Genomic DNA, 21,737 nt, shown 5'->3' on the forward strand with positions numbered 1-21,737 from the left:
TTGTCGCATTTTAAAGGAATTTTTAAATTTTTATCGAATTGTGTTATTTAGCAACAAAGTTGGTGATGGAATGATAGGCAAAATTCCTGAAGAATTAATTGAAAAAATCCGAACAGAATCGGATATCGTTGATGTGATCAGCGAATATATTCAGTTAACAAAAAGAGGGCGAAATTGGTTTGGATTATGTCCTTTCCACGGTGAAAATACACCTTCTTTTTCTGTTTCTGAAGACAAACAAATATTCCATTGCTTTGGTTGTGGTGCAGGGGGCAATGTTATAACCTTTGTCATGGATATCGAAAATGTATCCTTTCCTGAAGCGGTTTCTAAATTAGGGGAGCGCATCGGCATACATCTTGATATCCAAAATCAAAGTATGGACAAAAATTTTCGCCGATATTCACCAAAAGAAGAAAATATGATGAATGCCCATCAATTTGTTGCTGAATTTTATCATCATTTATTGATGAACACAGAAGAAGGCGAAAAAGCATTAAATTATTTATTAAAAAGAGGATTTACAAGGGAAGATATCGAATCCAATGGTATAGGATACTCATTGCCAGTATGGGATTCAGTGACTGTATTACTAGAGCGAAAAGGTTTTTCGTTAGATGAAATGGTTGAATGTGGACTCATTATCCAAAAGGAAAATGACCATACTTACTTTGATCGCTTTCGAGGACGTATCATGTTTCCAATTCGCAACGAATTTGGAAAGGTGATTGGTTTTTCTGGTCGAATTCTTGAGGCAAATGAATCAGAAGCGAAATATTTAAATAGTCCAGAATCCCCGATTTTTCGAAAAAGTGAAGTTCTTTTTAATTTGGACAAGGCTAGAGCTTCAATTCGTAAAAAACGTCAAGTTATATTGATGGAAGGATTTATGGACGTGCTTGCTGCGCAAAAAGCAGGTATAGACAACGCTGTGGCAACGATGGGCACTTCCTTAACAAAAGAGCATATCACAAGGCTAAAACGCTTAGTTCGAAACGTAGTGGTTTGTTATGACGGTGATTATGCAGGTTGGGAAGCAGCGAAACGGGCCGCAGAAATGATTTACAACGAACAAATGGATGTTGAAGTTGTCATACTACCCGATCAATTAGATCCTGACGAATACATTCGGAAGTATGGTTCAGAGTCCTTTGTACAGATGATTGAAAAACCACATGCATACATGGCTTTTATGATGATGTATGCACGGCGCAATAAAAATTTTCAATTTGAAAATGATATTTTGCAATATATTCAAGAAGTGCTTGAGCATCTTGTTGGTAAATCATCGCCTATCGAACGAGAACTTTATATTAAAGAACTATCGAAAGAAACAAAAATATCGGAAGAAGCTATTTATGCACAATTCAGAAAATTAGATGCTGACTTTTCTAAAAATTATAAACGAGCTGAACAAAAAAATACAATATTTAGTGGCCAAATTCATTCCAAAAATTTAAATGCGACTGAACGTGCTGAAAGATTGCTCCTTTCACATATGTTGTTTGATATGGAACTAGTGAAAAATATTTTACACAGTGATGATTCGCAACCATTTATTCATGATGAGTATATGGCAGTGTTTGTTCGGTTAATCGGCTTTTACGAAGAGCATGGCACGGCGGATTATCAAAGGTTTTTAGAAATTTTGGATGATGCAGAACTTCGAAAAATTGTTATGGAAGCTGCGTTAATAGAGCGTGATCCAGAATTTAAAGAGGCTGAGATTGAAGATTGTTTAAAACAACTAAAAAAACATCGCATAAAGCTTGAAATAGAAAAACTCATGCACGATTCCCAAGAAGCTGAAAGAATGCATGAATATAAAAAAGCTTTAGAACTCGTCCAACGAATGATTGAACTGAAAAAAACATTATCTGCGATTTGAGTGATATTGGTTGTTATAAGGAGGAAGGTTTATGGCAGACAATATGTCAGAACGTTCAAGAGAAATTTTGGAAAAAAACTTGGAAGAAGCGAAAAATTTTCTTCGACAAAAAGCAAAAAATGATGGTATATCCATGGATGATATTTCAAAAAAATTAGATCCATTTGAATTGGAACCTGAGGAAATTTTTCATTTTGCTGAAGAATTAGAAAGCCAATATGATATTCGTGTGGAAGGAAAAGAAGAGTTTGAAGAAGAAGCACTTGCGAAACAGGAAGCAAGTGAAGAAGAATTTGATTTGAATGATTTAAGCGTTCCTCCTGGTGTAAAAATCAATGACCCTGTCAGAATGTATTTGAAAGAAATCGGGCGTGTAGATTTATTAACTGCTGAAGAAGAAATTGAACTTGCAGAACGTATTGAGCAAGGTGATGAGGAAGCTCGTAAACGACTTGCGGAAGCAAACTTAAGATTAGTTGTTTCGATTGCTAAACGCTATGTAGGTCGTGGAATGCTTTTCTTAGATTTAATTCAAGAAGGAAATATGGGATTAATTAAAGCAGTAGAAAAATTCGACCATCGAAAAGGATTTAAATTTTCTACTTATGCCACTTGGTGGATTCGTCAAGCTATTACGCGAGCAATTGCGGACCAAGCAAGAACGATTCGTATACCAGTTCACATGGTGGAGACGATTAATAAATTAGTCCGCGTCCAACGTCAATTATTGCAGGATTTAGGGCGTGAACCAACGCCAGAAGAAATCGCAGAGGAAATGGACTTAACGCCTGAAAAAGTTCGTGAAATATTAAAAATTGCCCAAGAACCGGTTTCATTAGAAACACCAATTGGTGAGGAAGACGATTCGCATTTAGGCGATTTCATCGAAGACCATGAAGCGCAATCTCCTGCTGACCATGCAGCATACGAACTGTTAAAAGAACAGCTTGAAGACGTTTTAGATACATTAACAGATCGAGAAGAAAATGTGCTTCGTCTTCGTTTCGGTTTAGATGACGGTCGTACACGCACTCTTGAAGAAGTAGGGAAAGTATTCGGGGTGACTCGTGAACGTATTCGCCAAATTGAGGCAAAAGCACTAAGAAAATTACGTCATCCATCTCGTAGTAAGCGACTAAAAGATTTTCTTGAGTAACATCATTCTGAGGAATGTAAAGGTACCTAATTTTAGGTACCTTTTTTATTATGAAAGTATAAAAAATTTTCTTTGGTAATACTTTGTACGGATGTCGAAATATAGAAAATACTATACAATAATACATAAATAAACAAATTTGGTGAATGTTTATGGATAATCCGAAAAAACAAATCATAATCAATGAAATCTTATTTTGGAAGCAAAACAAGTTATTACCAGAACATTACTGCGACTTTTTAATGACACTTTATACTGAAGGTGAAGACATTCAACTTCAAAATCATATTAGTATTAAAAAATCAATTAAAATGAAAGAAAAACGTAAAAAAACAACTATTTCTTTATTAATAATGGCGATAACAGCAGCACTCTTAATACTCCTTTTCCTTATGACAGCATATTTTTATATCGCTGCTTTCATGGTCGGAATAATAGCAATACTTTTTCTTGTATATTCATACAAATTTGCAAAGAAGCATGATTTGATTGCTCCCATTTTGCAAGTAGCTGCGGCGCTATTAATTTTTGGAATTTCAGTAAAAGTTAGTTTAGTATATTTCGAAAATAATAATGTTGTACTTTATACTTTATTAGTAGCTAATTGTTTTATGTGGACGATTACAGGTATTAAATTAAAACTATTATATTTCACAATTTCTGGTGTACTAGGATTCATCATCATTATTGTATATCAATTGTTTTTCCTATAATTCCATCGAAAAGTTACTTTCATTTCATTTTTAAAATATAATTTTTTGTTGAAAGGAAATAATAAAGACAATTGATAGAAAAAATGATGAATATATCATTATTCAATCGGAAATTTATTCTTTGGCTAAATTGTGAAAAAATGTCGAAATTGTTACATTCCTTGTAAAAGTTATGGTTTAGGTCTTTTCGTTTTAAGAAATATGAAGTACAATAATTGTTGTTGACTATATTCTATATTTATAGCATTGATGATTCTACAAGGGAGGTAAAGACATGAAAAATAATCCGATCGTTCCTTATATCCTCATTATGGCATTCGGTATCGCACTTATCTTCTTTATGTCATTAGATGGAGTTGGAAAACAAGCTGAATTAGCTGAAGGTGAACATGGAACAACTGAAGAAGGTGCAGGAGGAGATGAAGCACTAGTTCAATCTTGTATTGGTTGCCACGGCGGCGACTTAAAAGGTGGTATGGGACCTTCATTAATTGGACTTGATGCAGATTATATCGTTGACGTTTTAGAAAACGGTATTGAAGGAACTCCAATGACTCCAGGTCTTAAAACTGGTGACGAAGCTCGCGCGATTGCTGAGTACATCAGTTCATTAGAATAAAAAAATAAATCCTTAGTTGCAAAAGGCGACTAAGGGTTTATTTTTTTATATAATGAGAGTTAGAATTTTACAATAAAGGCGGGTACAACATGAATGCACAAAATCTTTCCAAACGACTAGAAAAAGTTGCTTCTTTTGTGCCAAAAGGGGCAATTGTTGCAGATATTGGTTCAGATCATGCCTATTTACCATGTTATTTAGTCCATAAAGGAATCATCCAAAAAGCTGTTGCAGGAGAAGTAGTGAAAGGACCCTATCAGTCAGCGTTAAAGAAAGTAAAAGAAGAAGGGTTAGAAAATCAAATTACTGTTCGACTTGCTGACGGATTAGAAGCAATTGAGAGCAGCGATCATGTTGATACAATCACGATTGCAGGAATGGGTGGTTCCTTAATCGTTTCTATTTTAGAAAAAAATCCTGAAAAACTCGAAACCGTTAATCGCCTCATCTTACAACCAAATATTCATGCACGCGTCATTCGACAATGGGCATTAGAAAACAAGTGGAAGATTATTGAAGAAGCTATAGTCGAGGAAGATCAAAAAATTTATGAAATCATCGTATTAGAACGAGGAAACATGGAATTAACTGAAGCAGAAATTTTCATGGGGAACATATTAATTCAAGAAAAATCAGAGGTATTTCTAAAAAAATGGTCGAATGAAGTAAACCATTGGAAAAAAGTACTTAAATCATTAGAAAATGCGGAGCCGACTCCTGAAATCGTTGAAAAACGTCAAGAATTACTTCATCAAATAGCACTAGTTGAGGAGGTAATCCATTCATGAAACAAGCTAATGGAAACGAAATCATTCAACTTTTTGAGAGCTGGTCACCGAAAAAACTTGCTTGTATGGAAAATGATCCGATTGGACTCGCAATAGGCACTTTAAATAAAGTAGTTACAAAAGTGCTAGTTACTCTTGATGTCAATCAAGAAGTTGCAGATGAAGCAATAGAGAAAGGGTGCCAATTAATTATTGCCCACCATCCACCTATTTTCCGGAAATTGTCGAATTTAAGAACAGATACACCGAGCGGAAGACTATATGAAAAGCTATTGAAAAATGATATTGCTGTTTATGCAGCTCATACGAATTTAGATGTTGCTGAAGGCGGCGTCAACGATTTGCTGGCTGATGCTTTACAATTACAAAATCGTGAAATTTTAGAAAAAACGTATTCAGAACATTTAATGAAGTTAGCAGTGTTTGTACCTGATGAGCATGCGGATGAACTTCGATATGTCCTAGCAAAAGCAGGTGCCGGGAAGATTGGGAATTATGATTCTTGCAGTTATTCAACGGATGGGAAAGGGCGTTTTCGTCCATTAGAAGGTGCCAATCCATATATCGGTGATGTTGGAGAGATCGAAGTAACCGATGAAGAAAAAATAGAAGTAGTATTTCCAACATCAATGAAAAACCGAATATTAAAAGCGATGTTAAATGCACATCCATATGAAGAACCAGCATATGATCTTTATACTCTAGCTCAAGAAACGAATGAATACGGTATTGGACGCATCGGAATGTTGAAGGAACCTATGAGTTTGCGACAATTTGCTGAATATGTAAAAGAACGACTACAAGTTCCGATGGTTCGTATAGTAGGGAATGAAAACAGTACAGTTTCAAAAGTTGCGGTACTTGGTGGAGATGGAAATAAATATATCCATATTGCAAAAAGAGCTGGTGCTGATGTATTTGTAACGGGAGACATATATTTCCATGTTGCTCAAGATGCACAAGCGATTGGTTTAAATATTGTGGACCCTGGCCATCATGTTGAAAAAGTGATGATTAAAGGCGTTAAAGAAAAAATGACAAGCCTGTGTAAGGAGAATAAGCTTGATGTAGAATTTATTGAATCAGAAGTAAATACAGAACCATTTATTTTTATATAGGAAATTTAAAGTTACATGAGCGAATGAGAAAACAATTTGTTTTTCATTCGCTCAATTTTTATTTGAGTACAGAAAACAGGCGAGAAAAATTCGTATACGAAAGGTCCGATAATAGTCAAATATGTGACAATAATTGCCAATCTCCAGTGGATAATAGTCAAACTTGTGAACATAATTGCCAAATGGATAAAAAGAACTTTTGAAAAATAAGATAATAGTCAAATTCGTTACAATAATAGCCAATCATAAAATAATAATCGTCATTCCTGTCATTTTAATAGTCAATCTAAAAAAAATAACCTCTGAAAAGTAAGATAATAGCCAAAACTTAACAGTTATTAGTCAAACTACTAAAGATAATAGTCAAATTTTGCAAATTAATTGCCAAATTCTAAGACATGAATTTTACCAACTTTTCAGCATAGCCTACTACCTGTTGCTGTACCTTTCAAAATGCATTTGCATATGATAGCTTTTAGAAAGCTTACGTCATTTGGAATAAACAGAAAGGAGATTTCTATGCGTCCACATCACTTTCCAAACCAAATGCCTCCAGGAAGACCTAATTTTTACGCACCAAGACCTCCTCAATACGGATTTAGACCAGGACCATATCCGCCACCAATGCCACCTGGTTTTCAACCACCAAAAGGAACAGCGAGATTGGACTCCATTTTAGAAACAGCTAATCGATTTTTAGCGACAGCACAAAGTTTTCAACCTTATATCCAACAAGCAGCGCCGATGCTTCGGAATTTGCCTGCACTATGGAAATTATATAAAGGGTTTCAAGGGCTTCCAACTCAAACTCAAGGGAAACAATCAAATGAGGAAGGAAAAAGACAAATATCACATTCAAATTATTCAAGACAAGAAAGAAGAAATGAAAAAAATCTAAAACAAGAGGAAATTAGTAGACCGTCAATTCCAAAAATCTATCAACCGCCGTTCGATTATTTTGAATAGAAACTTTGTAATAACACCATAGCTCCGTTATAATAAAGTTATGTACCAACAAAAGGAGTTGTCATGATGGAAGTCATTAAAATAAATCCTCGAGGCTATTGCTATGGTGTAGTTGATGCAATGGTTATTGCAAGAAATGCTTCATTGGATAAATCATTGCCAAGACCAATCTACATTTTAGGAATGATTGTTCATAATAAACATGTAACGGATGCTTTTGAAAAAGAGGGGATTATCACTCTTGACGGAAGCAATCGAAAAGAAATCATTGAAAAAGTAGATAAAGGGACTGTTATTTTCACTGCTCATGGAGTATCACCTGAAATAAGAGAAATGGCGAAAAGAAAAGGACTTGTAGCAATTGACGCTACATGCCCAGACGTAACAGTCACTCATGAATTAATCCGTGAAAAGACTCAGCAAGGATATGACATTATTTATATAGGGAAAAAGAATCACCCAGAGCCTGAAGGAGCAATTGGAGTTGCACCGAACCACGTTTATTTAGTTGAAAATAAACAAGATATTGACAATCTAAATTTACAAAATGATAAATTGCTAGTGACAAATCAAACAACTATGAGCCAATGGGATGTTAAGGATTTAATGGATTACATTAAAGAAAAATATCCCCATGTGGAAGAGCATAAAGAGATTTGCATGGCTACTCAAGTACGACAAGAAGCGGTAGCAAATCAAGCAGGAGAAGCGGATTTACTTATTGTAGTAGGAGATCCTCGTTCCAACAATTCAAATCGTTTAACTCAAGTTTCTGAAGAAATTGCAGGTACCCCAGCCTACCGCATTGCTGATATATCAGAGTTAAAAATCGAGTGGTTGATGGATATTGAAAAAGTTGCTGTTACAGCAGGTGCTTCGACACCAACTCCTATTGTGAAGGAAGTCATATCATTTTTAGAGAAGTTTGATAAAAATGATCCATCTACTCATGAAATAAAGCGTACTGTGACACTGGATAAAATACTTCCAAAAATTAAAGAACCAAAACCTATTAACGTTATTCTTCCAAACGAGTAAAAGGGGCTGTCCAGAAAGTCGAACACTTTCTGAACAGCCTTACTTCTTATAGTAAACTTCTCTTAAAAACTTTGCTCCTGCGGTGGCATCAAACGCGCCTCCTCGCCGCAATTTATCTGCGGCTAAGCTTGTGCGACAGCCGCAAATTATCTGCGGCGAAAGCTCTAGCGACAGCCGCAAAGGGGGCGTCTCAAAATGACTTTTCAGACTACCCCTTTTTCATTTTATCGCTAGTTTTATAAGCCGAAGGGGAAAAATGAATAATCTATCATATAATAATTATCGTTTAAGTAGAATGTTAAGAATTATGTAAGATTTAAGTGAAATGAGTGCGAATAATTGAAAGTTTACTTAACTTTTTATACAGGATTGACAACTTGTATGTGTGAAAGATTGCAGTATATAGTATTTGACTTTCCATCTTTCATTTCAATGAATCGTCCCTCTACATGATTAATTTTTCCGATATGAGAAAAATCTTTGCCTAAATTTAAAATAACCAGTTGACCTTTTAATTCGGCAATTTGTTCAGCAAATTGCTTTTTAAATGTTGGAAACTTATTTTTCGATAAGGATAAGAATTCAGTTTCACTGATGCCGTAAGGAAGATCATTTTTAATATGAGGTATTATCCATTTTAAATGTTTATTTGGAATGTACATAGTGTTATAAATGGGTGACTGAAATACAAAATAGTCATCCATTACAGACGTAATGACGCCATGTAGTGCTTCATTTCTTGTCACCATTAATTCTACGTGCAGTCCTTTTGCCATGGAAAGAATATTGAATAACGTCAAATCTTGATTGACTTTTGTAATAAATTGCGGTATTTCTGAAGGGGATTGAATATTATTTTCATTATCAATATCCCTTTCCAAAGTATATATATGGTCAGTTGGCAAATATACAAATTGATTATTTACGTGGATCACGAAAATTTCATCACTTGAATCAATTAAGGAGCCGTTAAATATTTTCCCGCCCATGATTTCAATGAAAACAACTTCATTATTTAAATGATGCATATGGTGCCCCTCCTATCTATTTACAATCAAGAACAAAAGTATTACTTTATGATATTTTTTTATTATTATTAATATTCCATTTTAATTAAACAATCGGTACATATTTCAACAATGAAAAAATTATGTATTATTATTTGCTTCCATTTGTTAGACAAAAAGTTTAATTGTTCCTATTTAATAATCGCTGTTGAAAGCATGATGAACGAAAGTTGTTTATTGTTCTTTAGAAAGCGTATTTGGTACAATAATATTCATGTTAGGAGGTACGAAAAATGTCGAACTTTACAGATTTTCAATTCAAACCATTTATTATGGATGCTATTCAAAAGCTCGGCTTTAAAGAACCAACTCCCATCCAAAAAGAGATGATTCCGTTAATATTGCAAGGGAAGAGTGCGATTGGACAAGCCCATACAGGGACAGGCAAAACCCATGCGTTTTTATTACCGATCGTTCAAAGAATAGATGTAGAGAATACAGAAGTCCAAGCAGTAATTACTTCACCAACAAGGGAATTAGCGACTCAAATTTTTGAACATCTAAAGCAATTGATAGAAGGCACTGAAATTTCCGCAAAATTATTAATTGGGGGTACGGACAAGCAGCGAACAATTGAAAAATTAAAAAATCAACCGCAAATCGTTGTAGGAACACCTGGGAGAATTCATGATTTAGTAAAGGAAAATGTTTTACTAGTTCACAAAGCATCTATTTTAGTAGTAGATGAAGCGGATTTAGCCTTCGATATGGGATTCATTGAAGAAATAGATGGATTTGCAGCTCGAATGCCTGAAGATTTAGAAATGTATGTGTTCTCTGCTACAATCCCTGTTAAATTGCAACCATTCCTCAAAAAATATATGGAATCCCCAGTACACATTCAAATGAACGATCGAAAACCGGTGGCGGAAGGAATCGAATTTTTCCTTGTACCGATTCGCTCTAAATCTCGTACGACTCGACTACTAGAAGTTTGTGAGGCGATTAATCCATTTTTATGTGTCATCTTCTGCAATACGCGAAAAACTGCTGAGGAAGTTGCAGACTTTTTAGCGGAAAATGGCATACGTACAGGACAAATACATGGTGATTTAACGCCTAGAGAGCGTAAAAAGATGATGAAGCAAATTCGAGATTTAGAGTATCAATATATCGTAGCGACAGATTTAGCTGCTCGAGGTATTGATATACAAGGTGTTTCTCATGTTATTAATTATGAAATACCTGAGGATTTAGAATTTTTCATCCATCGTGTAGGTAGAACAGCGCGTGCTGGACTTCAAGGTACAGCGATTACCTTATATGGACCGGACGATGAAAATGATTTAGCCCGAATTGAAAAAATGGGTATTCCATTCCAACAGAAAGATGTTAAAAAAGGTGAATGGATTGAGTTAAAAGAACGGCACGCTCGAAAAAAACGAGTGAAACAGGAAAACGAGTTAGACCAACTCGCTAAAGCATTAGTGCGCAAACCGAAAAAAGTAAAGCCGGGCTATAAAAAGGCAATGAAAATGAAAATGGAACAGATTAAGAAGAGAGAAAGAAGAAAAAGAAATCGCTAGAAATGAGGGGAAGAGAATGTTAATTGGATCGCACGTATCCATGAGCGGCAAGAAGATGTTACTTGCTGCTAGTGAGGAAGCTGTATCATATGGATCCACGACCTTTATGATTTATACGGGGGCACCCCAAAACACAAGAAGAAAAGCTATTGAAGATTTAAATATTGAAGCAGGATTAAAGCATATGAAAGAACACGGTATCTCAAATATTGTTGTCCACGCACCGTACATCATTAACATTGCAAATACTGTAAAACCTGAAGTGTTTGCTTTAGGGGTGGAATTTTTGCAAAAAGAAATTGAGCGCACAGAAGCGATCGGTGCAACACAAATTGTTTTACATCCGGGTTCCCATGTAGGAGCAGGGGAAGAAAAGGGGATTAAAAAAATTATTGAAGGATTAAATGAAGTGTTGTCAGTCGATTCTCCTGTTCAAATTGCATTAGAAACAATGGCTGGAAAAGGATCAGAATGTGGCAAAAACTTTGAAGAAATTGCGATGATTATCGACGGGGTTACGAATAATGAGCGACTCTCCGTATGTTTTGATACATGCCATACTCATGATGCAGGCTATAATATTGTAGAAGATTTTGATGGTGTTCTAGAACAATTCGATAAAATCATTGGTCTAGACCGCATTAAAGTGGTTCATATAAATGATAGCAAAAATGAGAGAGGGGCAAGAAAAGACCGCCACGAAAATATTGGATTTGGCCATATCGGCTTTGATGTATTAAATTACATAGTACATCACGAAGCATTTAAAGAAATCCCAAAAATACTTGAAACACCTTGGGTAGGTACAGATTCAAAAAATAAAAAGCCACCATATAAAGAAGAAATTGAAATGTTTAAAACAAGTACATTTCAACCGGAATGGATTGAAGCATTACGCAACTAGGGACTGAAATAAGTCCCTTTTTTTAATGAAGGAAATTTTAAGTGAAAGTGACGATAAAAGAAGGCGTATACGAGCATAATAGAATGTAAAAGAATGGTTCAAGGTGGCTGCCATGATGAAAAAACAGTGTGTATTATGTATTGTTATCGTGTTTTTCTTTTTCCAATATCTTCATCCAAGCCAAGCGATGTCACTCCATGAAAAAATAACACACCATTTAGGTACAAAGGATATCAGCGTGTCCATTCGCGATCTAGAAACTGGAGAGCTATTATATACGAAAAATGGGGATATTGGAATGAAACCCGCGTCCACATTAAAATTGCTTACTTCAGCTAGTGCATTACATATATTGGGACAACAGCATCAGTTTGCAACAGAAGTTTATATTGATGGGAAAGTAAACAACGGGGAACTTCAAGGTAATCTTTATGTAAAAGGAAAAGGTGATCCTACTTTTCAAAAGAAACATTTTTTACAAATTGCAGATATTTTAAAGTTGTTAGGCATTTATTCGGTAAGAGGCAATTTATATGGCGATGATTTTTATTTTAATGGTGAAGCACTCTCTCCTGGCGTTTCAAAAGAAGATGAAAGTTTTTATTACGCATCAAGAATAAGCGCATTAACGATGTCACCGGATGGAGATTACGATGCAGGAACGCTCATTGTTCATGTAATCCCTACTTCCATTGGAAATAAACCAATCATACAAACGGAACCGAATGATAGTGGGATGATTTTATTGAACTACGCAATGACGGTTCCTTCGAATAACAAAAATACTATCGAAATCATTCGTAAATATCATTCAAATGAGGTGGTAATTTCAGGAAATATTCCGTTAGGGGCATCTCATAAAGATTGGGTGACATTATATGACCCAACGCTCAACACGCTCGAGGCTCTCAAAATCACGTTGGAGGAAGAAGGGATTGCATTTTATGAAACATCTGTTGTTCGAAAATCTGTACCTAAAAATGCAACGTTGATTTATAGAAAACAATCCCCCCCTCTGAAATATATCAACCATACATTCTTGAAATTAAGCAATAATAGCATTGCGGATATTTTAGTAAAGACAATGGGACAAAAAGTATATGGAAATGGAAATTTTGAAAATGGATTAAAGGTCATTCAACAATATGGCAAAGATTTAGGATTAAAAATGGAACAGTGGAAGTTTGAAGATGGTTCAGGGATTTCACATTATAACCGTACAACTGCTAATGAGTTAACGAACTTATTAGTAAAAGTTCAAGAAGAACCTTTTTTCCCGATCTTTTTTAGCAGCTTGCCTGTGGGAGGTGACACGAATCGACAAATCGGGGGATCGTTAAGAGAAAGATATTTAGGTGAACATTTGAAAAATCGAGTATTTGCCAAAACTGGCCACATTACTGGTGTATATACGTTAGCAGGATATGTAAAAGCTAATAGTGGGAAAATGTATGCATTTGCAATCATGACGCAAAATCAAACAACTAACAAAATAAAAGACATTGACAAAGTTGTGGAATCGATTATTGAACAATACTAAACAAACATTTAAAAAAAATAGGCTGTCTTGGAAGGAAAACCTTTCTAAACAGCCTTCATTCGTTCACAATTGCCAGTAGTATCTTTTTTGAACTAACGCATCGTTTTTTAAGTGCTTCTTGAGAGAAATTTAATTTCTTAAATCATCAAGCATTTTTTTATATTTTTTATACTTCTTAGAACCTAAAATCTGCTCGGCTTGTTTCAACACATTCTCAGGAATGCCTGTAATAAGCCAGGTGATGTTTGCTTGTTGGGCTAGTGAACGAAGCTGTTGGATTTCCTCAATCGTTAAATCCACACCATATTGTTTCGCCAATTTCCGAATTTCTTTATCGGATTTCGAAATTAGGGATTCCCAAAATTCAATCGCATTCATAACATCATCCTTTCCGTTCATCAAGCAAGAAATCTTTACAAAGAAAATTAAATCCCTTATACTAACAAAATGTAAATCGTAATGATTATGAATTAGAAAGAAGAGAAATGATGAAAAAAACTTTTGTGGAATTACAGAATGTTTCATTTAAATATAATTCGAGCCTTGTATTAGATGATATTTCTTTTAATGTGAATGAAGGGGATTTTTTAGCGATTGTTGGACCGAATGGTTCTGGTAAATCTACTTTACTGAAAATCATTTTAGGATTATTGAAACCTAAAGGTGAAATAAAACTTTTTGGTGAACCATTCACTTCATTCCAACACCGTGAATGGATTGGATATGTTTCGCAAAAATCAAATGCCTTCAATTCTGCCTTTCCTGCAACGGTGAAAGAAGTTGTGCAAAGCGGATTAACGAAAAAAGTTGGTTTATTTAAAAAACTCCCAAAAGATACGAATAAAAGAGTAAATGATGCGTTAAGCGCTGTAGGAATGGATAAATTTATCAATCGCAATATCGGAGAATTATCCGGTGGCCAACAACAAAGAGTATTCATTGCTAGAGCATTAATTTCTGAACCAAAATTACTCGTATTAGATGAACCAACTGTTGGAATTGATATGAAAAACGTACAATCATTTTATGATATGTTAGGTGAATTAAATAAGAAACATAATTTAACCATTATTTTAGTGACGCACGACATTGAAACACCATCCAATCAAATCAGCCATGTTGCTTTTTTAAATGGGAGAATTCTATTTTACGGAGACATCGAACAATACAATCAAATTTCAAAAGAACAAATTTATAAGTGGTACGGTCATTCCGTACGGGCGATGTAAGGAGAGAGGGCTATGATCGAAGCATTACTCAACTATGAATTTTTACAAAATGCCTTCATCTCTGGACTTATAATTGGCTTCATAGCTCCATTACTTGGAGTATTTATAGTTGTTCGTAGAATGTCTTTAATTGCCGACGCACTGTCCCACGTAACATTAGCCGGAATTACAGGAGGGTTATTTTTAAGTCAAAATATCGCTGTTTTCTTTTTTATTCATCCTATTTATTTTGGAATTGCGGCTAGTGTACTTGGTTCCATTTTGATTGAACGGTTAAGGGCTATATATAAACATTATGAGGAATTAGCCATTCCAATCATTATGTCTTGTGGAATTGGATTAAGTGCTATATTTATTTCTTTAGCAAAAGGTTTTAGTACCGATGTGATGGGGTATCTTTTTGGTACTGTTTCTGCTGTTTCAAGGCAAGATTTATTTGTTGTGATTACGATTGCGATTATTGTAATCCTATTTTTAGCTTTATTTTTTAAAGAGTTATTTGTCTTATCCTTTGATGAAGAATATGCGAATGCATCAGGGCTTCCTTCAAAAATGATTCATCTATTATTTATGCTCGTTGTTGCATTAATGATTGCTGCTAGTATGAGAATTGTAGGAATATTGCTCGTATCATCATTAATTACGTTGCCAGTTGCCAGCGCCATGCGATTGTCGAAAGGCTTTAAGGCAACGGTAATATATTCTGTATTATTTGGCGAATTAGCGGTTATTATTGGTTTAATATTGGCGTTTTACTTAAATCTTGCACCAGGTGGAACAATTGTCATAACATCGATCATCATTTTAGTGGTAGTAATCTTATTCAAGAAATGGTTTAAATTCGATTAGAAGGGAGTCACAGCTGTGAATCGGACACGAGCGTGGGAAATATTAAAAGCCCATGGATATAAAAAAACAGATAAACGTGAGCTAATTTTATCAATGTTTGAGGAAACAGATAAGTATTTAACAGCTCGTGATTTATTGGAAGTATTAAAAAAAGACTATCCTGGAATGAGTTATGATACCATTTATCGTAATCTAGCAACATTTGTTGAATTAGGTATATTAGAAGAAACGGAATTCAATGGAGAGAGAAATTTCCGAATGCATTGCGAAATCGATCATCATCACCATCATTTTATATGCATGGAATGTGGAAATGTGAAGGAAGTTTCGTTATGTCCAATTGAAAAGTTGGAAGCAATACTTCCCGGATATACAATCGAATCCCATAAATTTGAAATCTATGGGAAATGTCCACAATGTAACGGATAAGGTTCATACTTGAAAGGCAATACTGTCACTCCAGAAAAAAATATTTTTCACCGAAATGATTTGAGAAGGAAGTTTTAGTTGAAAAAGTATAAAGAGAAAAGCAAATGGAAACGAGGGAAAAGAATTGAAGCGTATTTAGTTCTTAACTGTATTATTAATCGTGATACTAGCAGGCTGTGAACAATAAAGAAAATGGAACTTCACAGGAAACAGATCAACATAAATCCGATTATTTATATACAGTTGTTGATGGTGGGGAATTAATTGCTCGAGCTACTTACCCAGAATTATTTGAAGATTAAAAGGCAGGGCTTTATCCCAATTTGTGCAAAAACGAGCGAATGGAGAAATTCTTTCCAATTCGCTCGTTTACTTTTTTAGGGCATAGCCTTTATAATTTAATTCACACTTTCCATCGGAGTTTTTTTCTTTTTTGATAAGAAGAAAGATAGAAGAAGTCCGAGAAAAGAAAAAATGAGTGCCACTAGAAATGCGAGTTTAATTCCTTGAAAGATTTCATCGCTATTTGTTATCTGTTGCGATTTACCCAAACTCATCACCGAAACCAAGAGTGCAGTGAAAATTGAAGCACCAACAGTTCGAATGGTATTATGCATGGCTGTTCCATGGGCAATTAATGATTGTGGCAATGCATTAATTCCAGCAGTCATTAATGGCATCATTAGTAATGACATGCCTAGCATTTGAATGGAAAATATGACAGTAATGACGATAACGGATGTATCTTGGTTGATGAAGGTATATAAAATGGCCGAAAGAACCGTAAATCCAAAACCGACGATGGATAATCCTTTTGCCCCGAATCTGTCAAATAATTTCCCTGAAATTGGCGACATTGCTCCAGTGATAATCGCCCCCGGAAGCAGCATTGCCCCCGAAGTAAGTGCAGAACCTTGTTGAACATTTTGCACATAAATCGGCAAGATTGTTTCAATGCCGATTAACAACCCAAATACAACAATTGATAGGATTGTTGTGAGTGTAAATTCTTTTGACTGAAACACGCTAAAATTCAACATAGGTTGCTTTAACTTAAACTGTCTTCGAATGAAGAATACTAAAGCAAATGCTCCAATTATAAGAGATGAGATGACATTTAAACTACCCCATCCATACGTACCTACTAAACTCGATGCGTAAAGTATACCTCCCCATCCAATGGAAGATAATATGACGGACAATATGTCGAGTTTTCTTTCCTTTTGTTCCGTCACATTTTTCATTAAAAAGATTGCTAATACCAGCACCACTAGTGTAAATGGCAAGACTGTATAAAATAATGATCTCCATGAAAAGTGATCAATGATCCACCCTGCAAGAGTTGGTCCAATGGCTGGAGCAAAACCAATCACTAAACCGCTCATCCCCATTGCAGTACCTCGTCTTTCCACTGGGAAAATTGAAAAAATGACTGTTTGCATTAATGGCATTAACATCCCCGCACCAATCGCTTGCACGATACGAGCAACAATCAATAGCCAAAAGTGTGGAGTAATAGCACCGAGAAGTGTACCTGCTCCAAAAATACTAATAGCAGTAATTAGTAAAGATTTACTACTAAATTTTTCGATTAAGAATGCAGTAATAGGAATCATAATTCCGTTTGCTAACATAAATCCCGTTGTCACCCATTGAGCTTCGGTTGGGCTGATTGAGAATTCATTCATAATAGACGGTAAAGCAACAATTAACAATGTTTGATTAAGTAAAGAAACAAAGGATGCTGCAAGTAAAATGCTGACAATTAAACTACGATTATATGAAACATGATTCATAGTATCCAAAGCGGTAATACTCCTTTTAATGAAAGGGATTTTGTAATAAGAAAAGCTTAAAATATGTTGGTAAAGAAATCAAGCAAAGAAAGAATTGAACAATAACTAAGTGGATGAAGAAGATGTATGTTATTTCTATTTTGAGCCATAATAACAGCAAATGATGAAAGAATAGGAAGGTGATTCAGATTGTCACCGTTCTTTAAGAAAAGCAATCATTATGTAGACAGAACCCCAATATTTCCAGAAAGTCATATTGTCAATAAATACAAAGACAAACAAATCACAAATCGTCTTGAAGAAAATGTACAAATTTTTAAAGAAATATTTCAAAAAGATATGGATTTCTCTGTTCGGACATTTAAATTATTTCACGAAACCCAATCTACAATTATTTATCTTAATTCATTAGCCAATAAAGACATCATTAATAACGATGTTATTAAACCCCTTCAAGATCATGAGATGGATGAAGAAAAAAATATAATTTTACCCCAATATATTATTGAGAATATACTCTATTTTAATGATGTGAAAGCGATTAAAGACATACCGAAAATTATCAGCGCCATTGTTCAAGGAAAAGCGATTGTCTTTTTTGATGGTATTCAAGAAGCACTGGAAATCGATGCAATTGAAAAAGAAAAAAGAAGTATAGAGGAGCCGGATACGGAGCGGGTTGTACGAGGACCGAGAGATGGGTTTATTGAACAATTGCCTATCAATGTTGCATTGCTTCGATATCGCCTTCCCATTCCAGAATTCCGCGTAGAAGAAACGGAAGTTGGTACTCGTACAAAAACAAAACTCGCTGTCTGTTATATTGAGGATGTTGTAAATCCCACATTAGTGACAGAAGTTAAGAAGAGAATTGATGCAATTAAAATTGATGGGGTTTTAGATTCAGGTTATGTTGAACAGTTTCTAGAGGATAATCCGGCATCTCCTTTCCCTCAGCTCATCAATACTGAAAGACCGAATAAAATAGTTGGGAATCTTCTGGAAGGTCGCATTGCTATATTAATGGATGGCAGTCCATCTGCATTAATTGCGCCTGCTACTTTTAATCAGTTTTATCACGCAACGGATGATTATAATGAGCATTGGATTATCTCTTCATTTGTACGATTTTTCCGAATCCTAGCACTTGTTTTTTCATTGACCTTTTCTTCTTTATACGTAACCGTCATTTCTTTTCATCCGGAATTGATACCAGCAAAATATGTTGTTGCAGCTTCCAGTGGAAGGCAAAGCATTCCATTACCGGTCGTCGTTGAAGTATTGTTGTTGGAATTGGCGATGGAAGTGTTGAGGGAAGCCAGTGTTCGAATGCCGCAGCAAGTTGGTGGTGCCTTATCGATTGTAGGTGTACTTGTGGTTGGTCAGGCTGCTGTTCAAGCGGGATTTGTCAGCCCAATCTCCGTTGTAATTATTGGAATGTCTACAATCGGCTCCTTTGCTGTTCCATTTTATAATGCAGCCAATACTTTCCGCATGTTGCGTTTTTTGCTGATCATTTTAGCTGGTACACTTGGTTTATTGGGACTTGCCGTAGGACTCATGATCGTTGTCAATCATATGCTTTCTTTGCGATCCTTTGGTGTTCCATATATGGATCCATATGCACCATTAAATATAAAAGCTTTAAAAGATAGCATTATTCGAGCTCCATTCCATAAATTAAAAAGACGTCCATCCAACATTCATCCGAAGAATACAGTTCGTGTGGGAGAAACAGTGAAGGATTATACGAATTACAATTTCCTTGATGAAGAAGAAAGGGAAAAAATATGAAACATACAGATTCCATCAGTTCGATTCAATTAGCTGTCATAATTGCAAGTACAATCATCGGTGTATCTTTATTGGTATTACCTCGATTCATTGCTGCTGAAGTAGGAGAAGCAGCCATACTTGCAAGTATCGTTGGAATACTCATCTCGTTAATTAGTGTGATTGCTATTACCCTATTAGCAAGGAAGTTTCGAGAACATACAATCATTGGATGTAATCGACTATTGTTAGGAAAATATTTTGGAAATTTATTTAATTACATGATTGTCATTGTGTTTATTGTCATTATGGGTCTTGAAGTAAGACAGTTTGCGGAAGTATTAGCAACTGGGCTTTTGCCCAATACACCCATTGAAATTTCCATTCTTATCATGATTATAATTTGTGCTTTAGTCGGTTATAGCAATGTTTCTACCTTCACCTATATTCACTTTTTTTATTTACCATTTTTATTAATTCCAATGTTTTTCTTTTTGTTTGCCCTAGAAGATATTGAAACATATCATTTACTGCCGATTTTAGGCCATAATTTATCGGTGAAACAGTTTTTGTCTGGGGCCATCATCATGACGCAGGTCATAACGAATTATTTTGTTATTGCCATGTTAATACCGTATATAAAGGATTACGAAAATTGTGTTAAAAATGGAATTTGGGGGTTCTTTTTAGGAGCATTAGCCATTCTTTATTGCATTGTGGTTTCTCTAGGGGTATTTGGTGCTAAGGAATTACAAGAAATGTATTCGCCTATTTTATCCCTTAGTCGAATTATCCAAATACCCGGAGAAGTTTTATCACGAATCGACGCCATTATTTTAATTACTTGGATTTTTGCTGTATTTACGACATTGCTTTCGTATTACTTCGTGATTGTACGTGGCACTGCAGAGTTATTTCGTACAGATAAATATAGTTTCATTACAATGCTCATGATTCCGGTAATTTTTGTTTTTGCGTTAATTCCAAATAATGTTTATGAAATATATGAATATGCTTCAAAAATTACTTATGTAGGTCTATTTCTATTTATTATACTCCCAGTTTGTTTATTAATCATTGGCCATTTTCGAAAAAGGACGGGAGTGCAATGAAAAGGTTTCAATTAAAATTCGCTTTTGTTCTGATTGCTGTCTTTTTGTTAAGTGGTTGTTGGGATCGTTATGAACTTGAAGAAAGGGCAAATATTTTAGCTTTATCGATTGATATTGCTGAAGAAGGTGAAGACATTGAAATGCCTGAAGTCACCCATTCGAAAGGAGAGTTTCCAGCAGAGGAAAAAATCATTTATAAAGTGGCAGCCCAATTAGCAGTACCAGGAAAAATTATGCTTGGACCCGAAGGAGGAGATACAAATTCCGCAGAGACTGATTGGCTGTTAGTAACATATGGATATTCAATGAAGGATGTATTATCCAATTTACAACAAGAACTTGCAGAAAAAATTTATTTAGGACATATTCAATTGATTGTTGTCAGTGACAAAATTGCAAAAAAAGGTCTTGAAGATATTATGGATTTTTTAAAAAGAGATTTTGAAGTAAGAAGAACTGCGTGGATTATGGTTACGGAAGGGGAAGCACTAGAAATATTAAATGCTACACCACCCATTCAAACAGTCCCTTCTTTATATTTAGCTAATACGTTAAGAGAAGCTGTAAAGTTCGGAAAGTTACCGAAAGAGCATTTAGGGAAAGTGTGGATTGATTTTTCTGATGAAGGTGTGGATGCAATCATTCCTCTTGCAAAGCCGATGGGAGATCATATTTTGGTTGACGGACTCGTTTATTTTAAAGATTATCAAATGGTTGGTACGTTAACGCCAACGGAAACAGGAGCTATTTTAGCGATGCAGGGAATAAATCCTGCTGGTTATTCTAATGTAATTGTACCTGGTGATAAAAAAGGGGTTTATCTTGTAAAGCCATTCAAAAGAATTTCAAAAATCTCAGTAGAAATTCAAGACGGAAAACCGAAAGTATTTATCGATGTCAAAGTAGAAGGTTTTGTTGAAGAACAACTTTATACGAATGATTTAAGTAAAGAAAAATTACAAGAACTTGAAAAATCAGCATCTGAGTTGGGAGGAAAAGCCTTAAATAGTCTAGTGAAAAAATTGCAGCAAGATGAATCGGATATACTTGCAATTGGTGCAAGGGTGCGTGCATATCATCCGAAATATTGGGAAGAAAATGTAAAAACAGAAGATGCTTGGCGTGAAATTTATAAAGAGATGGATATTCAAGTCAAAATGGATTATAAGATTTTGCGTGTCGGAATGGAATGGAAATGATAAATAAAATATATTTTTCGCAGGCTG

21 protein-coding genes are annotated in these 21,737 nt (G+C 35.0%); 18 read left to right on the forward strand and 3 right to left on the reverse strand.

Annotated features, from left to right (window positions below; translation table 11 throughout):
- Positions 1-70 precede the first annotated feature (70 nt).
- From dnaG to NSU17_RS15120, 8 genes are all read left to right on the forward strand, one after another.
- Entirely contained in the window at positions 71-1,888 is a 1,818-nt protein-coding gene (gene dnaG, locus NSU17_RS15085) for a DNA primase (RefSeq protein WP_340705407.1), read from the forward strand.
- Positions 1,889-1,919: 31 nt separating this feature from the next.
- Positions 1,920-3,044, forward strand: coding sequence for an RNA polymerase sigma factor RpoD (gene rpoD / locus NSU17_RS15090; RefSeq protein WP_016838553.1), 1,125 nt, complete (start codon positions 1,920-1,922; stop codon positions 3,042-3,044).
- A 152-nt stretch (positions 3,045-3,196) separates the two neighbouring features.
- Complete coding sequence (locus NSU17_RS15095) at positions 3,197-3,757, forward strand: hypothetical protein (RefSeq protein ID WP_340705408.1); 561 nt, start codon at positions 3,197-3,199, stop codon at positions 3,755-3,757.
- 274 nt (positions 3,758-4,031) lie between these two features.
- On the forward strand, positions 4,032-4,376 hold the full coding sequence (locus NSU17_RS15100; protein WP_340705409.1) for a c-type cytochrome: 345 nt from the start codon (positions 4,032-4,034) through the stop codon (positions 4,374-4,376).
- Between the two features lie 89 nt (positions 4,377-4,465).
- The gene (locus tag NSU17_RS15105; RefSeq protein ID WP_096551197.1) at positions 4,466-5,164 is read left to right on the forward strand and encodes a tRNA (adenine(22)-N(1))-methyltransferase; all 699 of its coding nucleotides are present in this window, start codon (positions 4,466-4,468) and stop codon (positions 5,162-5,164) included.
- Positions 5,161-6,282 carry a Nif3-like dinuclear metal center hexameric protein gene (locus tag NSU17_RS15110; RefSeq protein WP_340705410.1) on the forward strand — a complete coding sequence of 374 codons (1,122 nt, stop codon included), beginning with the start codon at positions 5,161-5,163 and terminating at the stop codon, positions 6,280-6,282. Before NSU17_RS15105 ends, NSU17_RS15110 begins: the two co-directional genes overlap by 4 nt.
- A gap of 519 nt (positions 6,283-6,801) precedes the next feature.
- Positions 6,802-7,248: a VrrA/YqfQ family protein gene (gene vrrA / locus NSU17_RS15115; protein ID WP_172597869.1), complete on the forward strand. Its 447-nt coding sequence runs from the start codon at positions 6,802-6,804 to the stop codon at positions 7,246-7,248.
- A 66-nt stretch (positions 7,249-7,314) separates the two neighbouring features.
- Positions 7,315-8,286 carry a 4-hydroxy-3-methylbut-2-enyl diphosphate reductase gene (locus tag NSU17_RS15120; protein ID WP_340705411.1) on the forward strand — a complete coding sequence of 324 codons (972 nt, stop codon included), beginning with the start codon at positions 7,315-7,317 and terminating at the stop codon, positions 8,284-8,286.
- 359 nt (positions 8,287-8,645) lie between these two features.
- On the opposite strand, the gene NSU17_RS15125 is transcribed toward NSU17_RS15120, so the two are convergent.
- On the reverse strand, positions 8,646-9,314 hold the full coding sequence (locus tag NSU17_RS15125) for a hypothetical protein (RefSeq protein ID WP_339288403.1): 669 nt from the start codon (positions 9,312-9,314) through the stop codon (positions 8,646-8,648).
- Between the two features lie 272 nt (positions 9,315-9,586).
- Here NSU17_RS15125 and NSU17_RS15130 point away from each other — a divergent pair, with 272 nt between their 5' ends.
- The 3 genes from NSU17_RS15130 (at position 9,587) to dacB (ending at position 13,323) form a co-directional block, all read left to right on the forward strand.
- Positions 9,587-10,879 (forward strand): DEAD/DEAH box helicase, encoded by a 1,293-nt coding sequence (locus NSU17_RS15130; RefSeq protein ID WP_340705412.1) that lies wholly within the window; start codon positions 9,587-9,589, stop codon positions 10,877-10,879.
- 16 nt (positions 10,880-10,895) lie between these two features.
- Positions 10,896-11,783 (forward strand): deoxyribonuclease IV, encoded by an 888-nt coding sequence (locus tag NSU17_RS15135; RefSeq protein ID WP_016839001.1) that lies wholly within the window; start codon positions 10,896-10,898, stop codon positions 11,781-11,783.
- Between the two features lie 115 nt (positions 11,784-11,898).
- Positions 11,899-13,323, forward strand: coding sequence for a D-alanyl-D-alanine carboxypeptidase/D-alanyl-D-alanine endopeptidase (gene dacB / locus NSU17_RS15140; protein ID WP_340705413.1), 1,425 nt, complete (start codon positions 11,899-11,901; stop codon positions 13,321-13,323).
- A gap of 129 nt (positions 13,324-13,452) precedes the next feature.
- On the opposite strand, the gene NSU17_RS15145 is transcribed toward dacB, so the two are convergent.
- A complete protein-coding gene (locus NSU17_RS15145; protein WP_340705414.1) occupies positions 13,453-13,701 on the reverse strand; it encodes a hypothetical protein in 249 nt (82 codons plus the stop codon).
- A gap of 110 nt (positions 13,702-13,811) precedes the next feature.
- Between NSU17_RS15145 and NSU17_RS15150 the strand changes: the two genes are divergently transcribed.
- The 4 genes from NSU17_RS15150 (at position 13,812) to NSU17_RS15165 (ending at position 16,132) form a co-directional block, all read left to right on the forward strand.
- A complete protein-coding gene (locus NSU17_RS15150) occupies positions 13,812-14,552 on the forward strand; it encodes a metal ABC transporter ATP-binding protein (protein WP_340705415.1) in 741 nt (246 codons plus the stop codon).
- A 12-nt stretch (positions 14,553-14,564) separates the two neighbouring features.
- Positions 14,565-15,401 carry a metal ABC transporter permease gene (locus tag NSU17_RS15155; protein WP_340434310.1) on the forward strand — a complete coding sequence of 279 codons (837 nt, stop codon included), beginning with the start codon at positions 14,565-14,567 and terminating at the stop codon, positions 15,399-15,401.
- Between the two features lie 15 nt (positions 15,402-15,416).
- Positions 15,417-15,830 carry a Fur family transcriptional regulator gene (locus NSU17_RS15160; RefSeq protein WP_096551184.1) on the forward strand — a complete coding sequence of 138 codons (414 nt, stop codon included), beginning with the start codon at positions 15,417-15,419 and terminating at the stop codon, positions 15,828-15,830.
- 176 nt (positions 15,831-16,006) lie between these two features.
- A complete protein-coding gene (locus NSU17_RS15165; RefSeq protein WP_340705416.1) occupies positions 16,007-16,132 on the forward strand; it encodes a hypothetical protein in 126 nt (41 codons plus the stop codon).
- 96 nt (positions 16,133-16,228) lie between these two features.
- Here the strand turns inward: NSU17_RS15165 and NSU17_RS15170 are convergent, their stop codons facing one another.
- Positions 16,229-17,626 (reverse strand): DHA2 family efflux MFS transporter permease subunit, encoded by a 1,398-nt coding sequence (locus tag NSU17_RS15170; protein WP_340705524.1) that lies wholly within the window; start codon positions 17,624-17,626, stop codon positions 16,229-16,231.
- Between the two features lie 189 nt (positions 17,627-17,815).
- Between NSU17_RS15170 and NSU17_RS15175 the strand changes: the two genes are divergently transcribed.
- Genes NSU17_RS15175 through NSU17_RS15185 form a run of 3 tightly spaced genes read left to right on the forward strand, consistent with a single transcriptional unit; the run spans position 17,816 to position 21,710 of the window.
- Positions 17,816-19,420 carry a spore germination protein gene (locus NSU17_RS15175; RefSeq protein ID WP_340705417.1) on the forward strand — a complete coding sequence of 535 codons (1,605 nt, stop codon included), beginning with the start codon at positions 17,816-17,818 and terminating at the stop codon, positions 19,418-19,420.
- Entirely contained in the window at positions 19,417-20,511 is a 1,095-nt protein-coding gene (locus tag NSU17_RS15180; RefSeq protein WP_340705418.1) for a GerAB/ArcD/ProY family transporter, read from the forward strand. Before NSU17_RS15175 ends, NSU17_RS15180 begins: the two co-directional genes overlap by 4 nt.
- Positions 20,508-21,710, forward strand: a complete 1,203-nt coding sequence (locus NSU17_RS15185) for a Ger(x)C family spore germination protein (protein ID WP_340705419.1) — start codon at positions 20,508-20,510, stop codon at positions 21,708-21,710. Before NSU17_RS15180 ends, NSU17_RS15185 begins: the two co-directional genes overlap by 4 nt.
- The last annotated feature ends 27 nt before the right edge of the window (positions 21,711-21,737 follow it).

The organism is Ureibacillus sp. FSL K6-2830 (genome assembly GCF_038004145.1).
Taxonomy (GTDB): Bacteria; Bacillota; Bacilli; order Bacillales_A; family Planococcaceae; genus Ureibacillus; species Ureibacillus thermosphaericus.

What these genes read in the sequence shown, in the direction of transcription:
- dnaG (WP_340705407.1), top strand. Translation starts at nt 71, where the DNA reads ATGATAGGCAAAATTCCTGAAGAATTAATTGAAAAAATCCGAACAGAA.
- rpoD (WP_016838553.1), top strand. Translation starts at nt 1,920, where the DNA reads ATGGCAGACAATATGTCAGAACGTTCAAGAGAAATTTTGGAAAAAAAC.
- NSU17_RS15095 (WP_340705408.1), top strand. Translation starts at nt 3,197, where the DNA reads ATGGATAATCCGAAAAAACAAATCATAATCAATGAAATCTTATTTTGG.
- NSU17_RS15100 (WP_340705409.1), top strand. Translation starts at nt 4,032, where the DNA reads ATGAAAAATAATCCGATCGTTCCTTATATCCTCATTATGGCATTCGGT.
- NSU17_RS15105 (WP_096551197.1), top strand. Translation starts at nt 4,466, where the DNA reads ATGAATGCACAAAATCTTTCCAAACGACTAGAAAAAGTTGCTTCTTTT.
- NSU17_RS15110 (WP_340705410.1), top strand. Translation starts at nt 5,161, where the DNA reads ATGAAACAAGCTAATGGAAACGAAATCATTCAACTTTTTGAGAGCTGG.
- vrrA (WP_172597869.1), top strand. Translation starts at nt 6,802, where the DNA reads ATGCGTCCACATCACTTTCCAAACCAAATGCCTCCAGGAAGACCTAAT.
- NSU17_RS15120 (WP_340705411.1), top strand. Translation starts at nt 7,315, where the DNA reads ATGGAAGTCATTAAAATAAATCCTCGAGGCTATTGCTATGGTGTAGTT.
- NSU17_RS15125 (WP_339288403.1), bottom strand. Translation starts at nt 9,314, where the DNA reads ATGCATCATTTAAATAATGAAGTTGTTTTCATTGAAATCATGGGCGGG.
- NSU17_RS15130 (WP_340705412.1), top strand. Translation starts at nt 9,587, where the DNA reads ATGTCGAACTTTACAGATTTTCAATTCAAACCATTTATTATGGATGCT.
- NSU17_RS15135 (WP_016839001.1), top strand. Translation starts at nt 10,896, where the DNA reads ATGTTAATTGGATCGCACGTATCCATGAGCGGCAAGAAGATGTTACTT.
- dacB (WP_340705413.1), top strand. Translation starts at nt 11,899, where the DNA reads ATGAAAAAACAGTGTGTATTATGTATTGTTATCGTGTTTTTCTTTTTC.
- NSU17_RS15145 (WP_340705414.1), bottom strand. Translation starts at nt 13,701, where the DNA reads ATGAATGCGATTGAATTTTGGGAATCCCTAATTTCGAAATCCGATAAA.
- NSU17_RS15150 (WP_340705415.1), top strand. Translation starts at nt 13,812, where the DNA reads ATGAAAAAAACTTTTGTGGAATTACAGAATGTTTCATTTAAATATAAT.
- NSU17_RS15155 (WP_340434310.1), top strand. Translation starts at nt 14,565, where the DNA reads ATGATCGAAGCATTACTCAACTATGAATTTTTACAAAATGCCTTCATC.
- NSU17_RS15170 (WP_340705524.1), bottom strand. Translation starts at nt 17,626, where the DNA reads ATGAATCATGTTTCATATAATCGTAGTTTAATTGTCAGCATTTTACTT.
- NSU17_RS15180 (WP_340705418.1), top strand. Translation starts at nt 19,417, where the DNA reads ATGAAACATACAGATTCCATCAGTTCGATTCAATTAGCTGTCATAATT.
- NSU17_RS15185 (WP_340705419.1), top strand. Translation starts at nt 20,508, where the DNA reads ATGAAAAGGTTTCAATTAAAATTCGCTTTTGTTCTGATTGCTGTCTTT.